Origin of the sequence: Corynebacterium sp. ES2775-CONJ (genome assembly GCF_024814515.1) — a bacterium.
Lineage (GTDB): Bacteria > Actinomycetota > Actinomycetes > Mycobacteriales > Mycobacteriaceae > Corynebacterium.
The window spans coordinates 25,690-34,587 of record NZ_JANUXT010000009.1 but is presented as its reverse complement, the minus strand read 5'-3'; the positions used below and the strand labels follow the sequence as shown (position 1 = coordinate 34,587).

Annotated in this window: 7 protein-coding genes; all 7 read left to right on the top strand. The window is 55.1% G+C overall.

Translation table 11 applies throughout. From position 1 onward, the window contains the following. Positions 1 to 1,241 (top strand): 2-oxoglutarate dehydrogenase, E2 component, dihydrolipoamide succinyltransferase (gene sucB / locus NXT01_RS09365; protein ID WP_259080376.1); only part of this gene is annotated, 1,241 nt, incomplete at its 5' end. Between the two features lie 577 nt (positions 1,242 to 1,818). Beyond that, positions 1,819 to 4,641, top strand: coding sequence for an aminomethyl-transferring glycine dehydrogenase (gene gcvP, locus NXT01_RS09360; protein ID WP_396124777.1), 2,823 nt, complete (start codon positions 1,819 to 1,821; stop codon positions 4,639 to 4,641). An 8-nt stretch (positions 4,642 to 4,649) separates the two neighbouring features. Then, complete coding sequence (gene gcvT / locus NXT01_RS09355) at positions 4,650 to 5,750, top strand: glycine cleavage system aminomethyltransferase GcvT (protein ID WP_259080372.1); 1,101 nt, start codon at positions 4,650 to 4,652, stop codon at positions 5,748 to 5,750. Between the two features lie 10 nt (positions 5,751 to 5,760). Then, positions 5,761 to 6,153, top strand: a complete 393-nt coding sequence (gene gcvH / locus NXT01_RS09350; protein ID WP_259080370.1) for a glycine cleavage system protein GcvH — start codon at positions 5,761 to 5,763, stop codon at positions 6,151 to 6,153. Between the two features lie 95 nt (positions 6,154 to 6,248). After that, on the top strand, positions 6,249 to 7,001 hold the full coding sequence (lipB, locus tag NXT01_RS09345) for a lipoyl(octanoyl) transferase LipB (RefSeq protein WP_259080368.1): 753 nt from the start codon (positions 6,249 to 6,251) through the stop codon (positions 6,999 to 7,001). 40 nt (positions 7,002 to 7,041) lie between these two features. Continuing rightward, on the top strand, positions 7,042 to 8,088 hold the full coding sequence (lipA, locus tag NXT01_RS09340) for a lipoyl synthase (protein ID WP_259080366.1): 1,047 nt from the start codon (positions 7,042 to 7,044) through the stop codon (positions 8,086 to 8,088). 39 nt (positions 8,089 to 8,127) lie between these two features. Continuing rightward, positions 8,128 to 8,895, top strand: a complete 768-nt coding sequence (locus NXT01_RS09335; protein ID WP_259080362.1) for a DUF4191 domain-containing protein — start codon at positions 8,128 to 8,130, stop codon at positions 8,893 to 8,895. Positions 8,896 to 8,898: the final 3 nt, after the last annotated feature.

Genomic DNA, 8,898 nt, shown 5'->3' with positions numbered 1-8,898 from the left:
CCCCCGTGGCCGGCACGATCGTGGAGATCCTGTTCGAGGAAGACGATACCGTTGACGTCGGTGACGTCATTGTGCGCATCGGCGACCCCGATGCCGTTCAGGAAGAGACCAAGCCTGAGCCAGAGCCAGAGGCCAAGTCCGAGCCTGAGCCAGAGCCTGAGGCTAAGCCAGAGCCCAAAGCTGAAGCCAAGCCACAAGCACAACCAGCAGCTCAGTCCGAGTCGAAGTCGCAACCGAAAGAAGCGACAGGCTCAACCAAGGTCAATACTGATGGAGTTCCGTACGTCACCCCATTGGTTCGGAAGCTGGCCGATAAACACGGCATCGAGCTCTCAACTCTCACCGGCACCGGCGTGGGCGGACGCATCCGCAAGCAGGACGTTATCAAGGCTGCTGAAGAGAAGAATGCACCGCAAAAGGCCGCGCCCGCTGCTGACACCAGCAAAGCCCCAGCAGCACCAGAAGCTACCGGACCTCGGGCTCGCTGGTCGACGGTAGCTGTTGATCCGGAGAAGCAAGACCTCATCGGTACCACCAAGAAGGTCAACCGTATCCGCGAGATCACCGCCAAGAAGATGGTCGAAGCCCTACAGACGGCAGCTCAACTGACTCACTTGCAAGAAGTCGATGTCACCGCTATTGCTCAACTGCGTAAGGCAAAGAAGCCGCAGTTCCAAGACAAGCACGGTGTCAACCTCACCTACCTGCCGTTCTTCGTCAAGGCGACCGTTGAAGCTTTGGTTTCCCACCCGAATGTCAATGCTTCCTATAATCCTGAGACAAAGGAAATGACCTATCACGAGGATGTCAATATCGCCATCGCGGTTGATACCCCCCGTGGCTTGCTCACCCCTGTGATCCACAAGGCTCAAGATCTTTCCCTCCCTGAGATTGCCCAACAGATTGCTGACTTGGCTGACCGAGCTCGCAATAATAAGCTCAAGCCACAAGATCTCACCGGAGCTACCTTCACCATCACAAATATCGGTTCGGCTGGAGCCTTGTCGGATACGCCAATCCTGGTACCACCACAGGCAGGTATTCTGGGCACCGCAGCTATCCAGAAGCGGCCAGTGGTGATCAGCGCTAACGGTAGTGATGCGATTGCGATCCGCCAGATGTGCTATATCCCATTCACCTACGATCACCAAGTTGTCGATGGAGCGGACGCTGGCCGCTTTACTCAGACGATCAAGGATCGTTTGGAGACTGGCAATTTCGAAGCGGATCTCGAACTCTAAGAGATTGCCTACCTGATATCTCAGAGCATGAAGATCTGAGAATTGTTTAAGGAGCGGCTTCCACACCACGTGGAAGCCGCTCCTTGTTGTTGGTGCACCGAAGGTCTCGAACTTTAGATTGTAAAATCTTCTGCGCTTCGATTATTGCTGTCCGGGGGCAGAGGTGAGGAAAATTTGGTCTCCTCTCTTTCTTCCGATCACCAAGTGCGAACTGAGTCCTTGCGGGCTGCCCATTTGAATCAACCTTGGCTATTTTCAGCAGCCAGATGGCAACCTGACGGCGCTTAGGCAGCGCGCTGCTAGCTCCAGGCATTTTCGTCCTTGCAGGTAGAGAAAACGTAGCGCTATTCTCCACAGCATTTAAGTTCTGTCTCCACATAACCAACTATTTCAACCATATTGGTCAGCGCGTCGGTCTGCATAAGCAGTGCCTCAGCTTGTGTCCACGGCATGGCTACCGTAGAAGCCCGGCCAAAACCTCGCAAGCAGCATACAATGGTTTACATCACACATTTGCATAAATGTAACCTAGGTCTTAGGAGACCGTATGTCAGATACTTACCTATCCGCACAGTTCATGGATCGCCATATCGGCCCCGACTCGCAGGACAAAGCCGATATGCTCAACAGTCTGGGCTTTAGCTCATTAGATGAGCTCATTACTGCAGCGATGCCGCAGTCTATTATCGATACACAGACCATTGATCTTCCGCCAGCAGCCAGCGAATACGAGGCCACCGCCAAGCTGCGCGAATATGCCAACCGCAATGTGGAATTGCATTCCTTTTATGGCCAAGGCTTTTACTCCACTATCACGCCCAGCGTTATTAGGCGCAATATTTTAGAAAATCCTGGTTGGTATACCGCCTATACGCCCTACCAGCCGGAGATTTCCCAGGGGAGACTCGAAGCGCTGCTGAACTTCCAAACGATGATCATCGAGATTACTGGCCTACCCGTTGCCAATGCTTCCCTGCTAGATGAAGCCTCCGCCACCGCCGAGGCCGTGGGACTGATGGCTCGAGCGAAACGAAAAGGGCGGCGCGTTATAATCGATTCTCGCCTTCACCCTCAGGTGCTCGCGGTAACGGCGGAGCGTTCACGCACCTTAGGACTCGAGGTAGTCATTAGTGATGATATTGCCGGCACCAAGGGCGACGATCTCATCGGCGCGGTGATCGCTTATCCCGGGACCGAGGGCGATCTTATCGATCCCGCTCCCATTATTTCCGATATTCACGCTCGTGGTGGGCTCACCGTTGTAGTCACTGACCTGCTTGCCCTCCAGGTTTTACGTTCTCCCGGTACATTGGGCGCCGATATTGCGGTAGGCTCGTCGCAGCGATTTGGGGTACCGCTTTATTTCGGTGGGCCTCACGCTGCCTTTATGTCGTGTACGGATTCCTTGAAGCGCTTGATGCCGGGGCGCATCGTTGGTGTATCCAAGGATGCCGCGGGCCTTAGCGCTTATCGCCTCGCTCTGCAAACCCGCGAGCAGCATATTCGCCGTGAGAAGGCCACCAGTAATATTTGCACGGCGCAGGCCCTATTAGCAGTGGCGGCGTCGATGTACGCCGTGTGGCACGGCCCTAAAGGTTTACGCGCCATTAGTCACCGCGTTCACGCCCTAGCCTCTGACTTTGCCCATTCAATCGACGTAGCAGGCGGGCAGCTATCCAGTGTTGATTTCTTTGACACCGTAACCGTCATCTGCCCGAACCGAGCCGAGAGCATCGCCACCGCACTCGCCGATCAAGGCTATCTCGTGCGAGTCATTGGTGAGAATAAAGTCTCAGTCGCTATCGGCGAAACCGCCACCAAGCGTGATGTCGTGCAGTTACTTACTGCCTTCAACGCCCCATACCAGCCAGCTCCTGCGCGCCCCTATCCACCATCGCTATGCCGCGAGGAACCAGCGTTAAGGCACCCAATTTTTTCCTCAGCACACTCTGAAACTCAATTACTGCGCTATATGCGCCGGTTGCAGGATAAAGATTTAGCTCTCGATCGCACCATGATCCCCTTGGGTTCGTGCACGATGAAACTGAATCCCACCACCGCCATGGAACCGATTTCATGGCCTCAATTTGCCCATATCCACCCCTTTGCGCCAGTCCGCTTTACTCAGGGATGGTTGGATCTCATCGCAGAAATCGAAGAGTGGCTGGCCACTATTACTGGCTATGCTCGCGTATCCATCCAACCGAATGCGGGTTCTCAAGGGGAGCTTGCGGGTCTGATCGCCATTAGGCGCTACCATCTCAGCCGAGGTGATGATGCCCGCGATATCATGCTCATCCCGCAGTCTGCGCACGGAACCAACGCGGCTTCGGCTACCTTGGCCCATATGCGTGTTGTCGTGGTAGAAACTGCCCCCGATGGTTCTATCGATTTAAAAGATCTCGAAGCCAAACTAGAAGCCCACGCCGGCGCAATCGCAGGCATTATGATCACGTACCCCTCAACCCATGGCGTCTTTGAGGATACGGTTCGCACAGTGTGCGAAAAGGTTCATGGCGCGGGAGGACAAGTATATATCGATGGCGCTAATCTCAATGCGCTCGCCGGGATCGCCCGTCCTGGGCATTTCGGCGGCGATGTATCCCACTTGAATCTCCACAAAACCTTCACCATTCCCCATGGTGGCGGGGGGCCTGGAGTAGGTCCCGTGGCCGTTGCCGAGCACCTTGTGCCCTTCTTACCTACAGCTGCCCATCGTGTCGATCCCGCAGTCCCCGCCGCGGAGCTCGCGGGCATCCCGATTTCTGGCACCCCTTATGGTTCAGCTGGCGTGTTACCCATTTCATGGACCTACATCGCATTAATGGGAGCTGAAGGATTAAAGGAGGCGACCGGAATGGCTATTCTTGGGGCTAATTATATTGCCCATCACGTGCGCGATTTCTTCCCCATCCTCTACTCCGGCGAGGGCGGTCTCATAGCCCACGAGTGCATTATCGATCTGCGAGATATCACCGAACGCACCCACGTCACCGCCACCGACGTGGCGAAGCGGCTGATCGATTTCGGCTTCCACGCCCCAACCCTGTCCTTCCCCGTGCCTGGCACATTAATGATCGAGCCCACGGAATCCGAAGATAAATCCGAGTTGGATCGTTTTATCGCAGCTCTTCGCACCATTGCTGAAGAGATCTCAGAGATTGAGTCTGGCGCGGTAGCTTATGAGGATTCCCTCCTCCGCCACGCCCCGTTCACGGCTCGCGCACTAATGGCCGATGGATGGGAGCATAGCTTTAGCCGTCAACAGGCTGGATTCCCCGCCGGACCGAGCACAACGAAGTACTTCCCCGCATCAGCCCGCCTTGATGAGGCATGGGGAGATCGCAATTTCTCCTGCGCCTGCCCGCCGCCAGCAGCTTTTGCAGAACCCCAACAGTAAGGATCCCTATGACCACGTTGATACATTCCCCTCTCCACCATGAGCACGAGGAGTTATCTGCCACTTTTACAGCGTTCGGCCCGTGGCTCATGCCGCTGAAATACGGCAAAGAGCTAGAAGAACACCGCGCGGTACGGGAGCGGGTGGGGCTTTTTGATCTATCCCATATGGGTGAAGTATTCATCACCGGCGAAGATGCCGCCCGTTTCTTAGATTATGCCCTGGTATCTACGCTCTCGGAGATAAAAATCGGCAAGGCCAAATACACCATGATCGTCGACGAACGCGGCGGAATTATCGATGATCTCATCGTTTATCGCCTGGGAGAGCAGCGCTTTCTGGTCGTACCCAATGCCGGTAATACCGCTGTAGTGGTCGAAGAGCTCACCCGGCGCGCTGAGGGCTTTACTATAGTCCTGCATGACGCCACCCTCGAGGTCGCTCTTATCGCGGTTCAGGGACCGAACTCCGAAAATCTGCTCAAGCAGCTCGCCGCAGACCCCAGTGAGATCAGTACGCTTAGTTATTACAGCGCCACCGAGACGACGATCGCCCGCATGGATATCCTCATTGCACGCACCGGCTATACCGGTGAGGATGGTTTCGAAATCTTTCTCACCCCCGACAAGGCCCATCTGCTGTGGCCCCTCCTTATTGATAAAGGCGCGCAACTGGGGTTATTACCCTGTGGCCTAGCAGCCCGCGACTCACTCCGCTTGGAGGCGGGCATGCCACTGTACGGCCACGAATTAACCCGAGAGAAAAATCCCTATGATGCCGGGCTCGGTTTTGTCATAAGCTCCGAGGGCGACTTCATCGGTCGTGATGCTCTCCTAGCAGCACAGCACCCCACAAAAATTCTTGTGGGTATCAGTTCAACGGGCAAGCGGGCGGCGCGGGCGGGCGATCGTCTTTTTGTCGGCAACACAGACATTGGAGTTGTCACCTCGGGCCAGCCTTCGCCCACCCTCGGATATCCGATTGCCCTAGCCTATATTGAGCATGGGTATCACCACAATAAAACCCCTATAGAGGCCGAGATTCGGGGCAGACGATATCCCTTCACCACCACGCCCTTGCCCTTTTATCACCGACAACACAAGCACTAAGGAGTACACCGTGTCTCTACCTCAAGATTTTTCCTATTCAATCGAACACGAATGGATCGATCGCCTGAAAGATCAGGCCATAGGTACCACCGTTAAGGTTGGAATCACACATATCGCAGCAGATCGCCTTGGCGAGGTTGTCTTCGCCGAACTACCAGGTGTGGGTGAGGAGGTGATCGCTGGCGATATATGCGGAGAAGTAGAATCCACAAAGTCAGTATCCGATCTCTATTCTCCTGTCTCTGGCACCGTAGTCGCAGTCAATAACGATGTCCACGATGATTATTCCCTCATCAATGATGATCCCTACTCCCAGGGGTGGCTCTTTAGCGTAGAGGTTTCCGCAGTAGGAGACCTCATGACTGCCGCAGACTACGCCAAAGAAAATGGAGTGGACGCCTAGGAGCAGGTAACATCCGTGATCACCGCGAGTTATGCACTCGGTGATACGCGGTGGTAATTGGGAATTTGTGGGGTCCAGAACTAGATTGAAGAATTATGACAGCTCCGCGCAAGCCCTTCTTCCCCCCACATCTCTCGATCCGCCACTCCGATGCGCCCATCGCCATTCAGCGCCTCGGGGTCGTGGACTATCTCACTGCGTGGGAGATGCAAGCGGAGCTCGCACAGCAGCGCGCAGCTGAGGAGATCCCCGATACCATTCTGGTTCTCGAGCATCCCTCGATCTATACCGCGGGCAAGCGGACCCAACCAGAAGACCGCCCCCACAACGGACTTCCTGTTATCGACGTGGATCGCGGAGGGCGGATTACCTGGCATGGGCCAGGACAGCTGGTGGCCTACCCTATTATCAAACTTGCCGATCCCATTGATGTGGTGGATTATGTGCGTCGTGTAGAAGAGGCCCTCATAAAAGTGGTGCGCAATAAGGGCTTAGAAGGCGCTGGCCGGGTAGACGGGCGCTCGGGTGTGTGGATTCCTGGTGATCATCACTTCCACCGCAAAATTGCTGCATTGGGTATTAGGATCACGCGGGGGGTCACTATGCACGGACTAGCCCTGAATTGCTGTAATACTCTGGAGTACTATGACCACATTATTCCCTGCGGTATTGCAGATGCGGGGGTAACCACTCTCAGCGTTGAATTAGGCCGAGAGATCACTGTGGAGGAGATGATTGAGCCCACTCTCACCGCTCTGGAGCACGCCTTTGCTGGCAGTTTGGCCGTCAGTGACCATAGCTTCGACGTAGCCAGTGACCCCACGAAGACTCCACGGGCTCAAGGTTAAGGTTTCGACACATAGCGGTTTAGCTAGTACATTCCAAGGTGTGAGTACAGCACCGAACGGACGCAGATTACTACGAGTTGAAGCGCGTAATTCCCAGACCCCTATTGAGTCCAAGCCGCGCTGGATTCGCACCGCGGTAAAAACAGGCCCTGAGTACCAAGACATGAAGAAGAAAGTCTCTGGTGCCAGCCTGCATACCGTATGCCAAGAGGCCGGATGCCCAAATATCCACGAGTGCTGGGAATCTAGAGAGGCGACATTCCTCATTGGTGGTTCTAATTGCTCGCGCCGCTGTGACTTCTGCCAGATCAATTCCGCCAAGCCGGAACCTCTCGATCGTGACGAGCCGCGCCGGGTTGCGGAATCCGTGAAAGAGATGCAACTTAACTATTCCACCATCACCGGAGTGACCCGTGATGATCTGGACGATGAAGGCGCGTGGCTCTACGCCGAAGTTGTACGGCAGATCCATGAGCTCAACCCGCACACCGGGGTGGAAAATCTCGTTCCGGACTTCTCCGGCAAACCAGATCTTCTCGCAGAGGTCTTTGACTCACGCCCGGAGGTATTTGCTCACAACCTCGAAACCGTACCGCGGATTTTTAAGCGCATTCGCCCTGCCTTCCGCTACGAGCGCTCCTTGGATGTGATCCGGCAAGCCCGCGATTATGGGTTGATTACTAAATCGAACCTCATCTTGGGCATGGGTGAGAGCCCTGAGGAAATCCGGGAGGCATTAGTGGATCTTCATGAGGCGGGCTGCGATATTATCACCATCACGCAGTATTTGCGCCCTGGACCTCTGTATCACCCCATCGACCGGTGGGTGAAGCCTGAGGAATTCATCGAGCATCGCGATTTCGCTTATGAGATCGGTTTCGGAGCTGTGATGTCGGGGCCACTGGTTCGGTCTTCTTACCGGGCTGGCAAGCTGTACGCGGAGGCCCTGGCGGCGCGCGGGGAGACTCTGCCCGATAATCTCAGCCACCTAGCGGATACCGCTACTGGGAGCACAGCGCAGGAAGCTTCAACGCTCTTGGAAAAATATGGCGAAAGCCAGGACACTCCCGTAGGATCTTTCCGCTAAAATTCCCCTATTTGACTTTTGATCGGTAATCTAGAGGACATGGCAGATCCGAAGGTATCGAAAAAAGAACAGCGCGCGGCTAAACGTGCCCAACGTCGACAGACATGGTCGCAATTAAGACAAGCCTTTAATATGCAGCGCAAGCAGGATAAGGCCTTAGTGCCTTTGATGCTGCTCAGTATCTTAGGTATGGGTCTCGTCTTCTTCCTGATCGGCGTCTTCGTCGGTGGCCAGTGGTTTATGCTCGCGCTTGGACTAAGTGCCGGTCTGGCGCTAGCAATGTGGGTTTTTTCCAGGCGCCTGCAAAATAGTGTCTATAACCAAGCCTCAGATCAGCCCGGTGCCGCGGGGTGGGCCTTAGAGAATCTGCGCAGCGGATTGGGTGTGGTGTGGAAAACCAAACCTGCTGTTGCTTCAAACACTCATATGGATTTCGTTCATCGCACCATCGGTGTCTGCGGTATCGTCCTGGTCGGTGAGGGCGAAAAGCACCGCCTCGAGCCCCTTTTTAAGCAGCAGGAAAAACGCCTGAATAGGTTGGTTCCAGGTGTTCCTGTCACCCGTATGATCGTCGGCGACGGCGAGGATGAGGTGCCGCTGCGCAAACTTCAAAGTCGTTTGGTACGGCTCAAGCGGATCTACAAAAAAGATGATGTCTACGAAATTGCCGCGCGCGTCGATGCCATGGATAAGGTTCAATCTCAAGGACTCGCGGGGATTCCCAAAGGTCCGCTGCCCAAGGGCGGGCGGGTATCTGGAATGAATAGGCGCGCTCGCCGGCACGCATCTCGGCAAGAGAAACCATAAAGA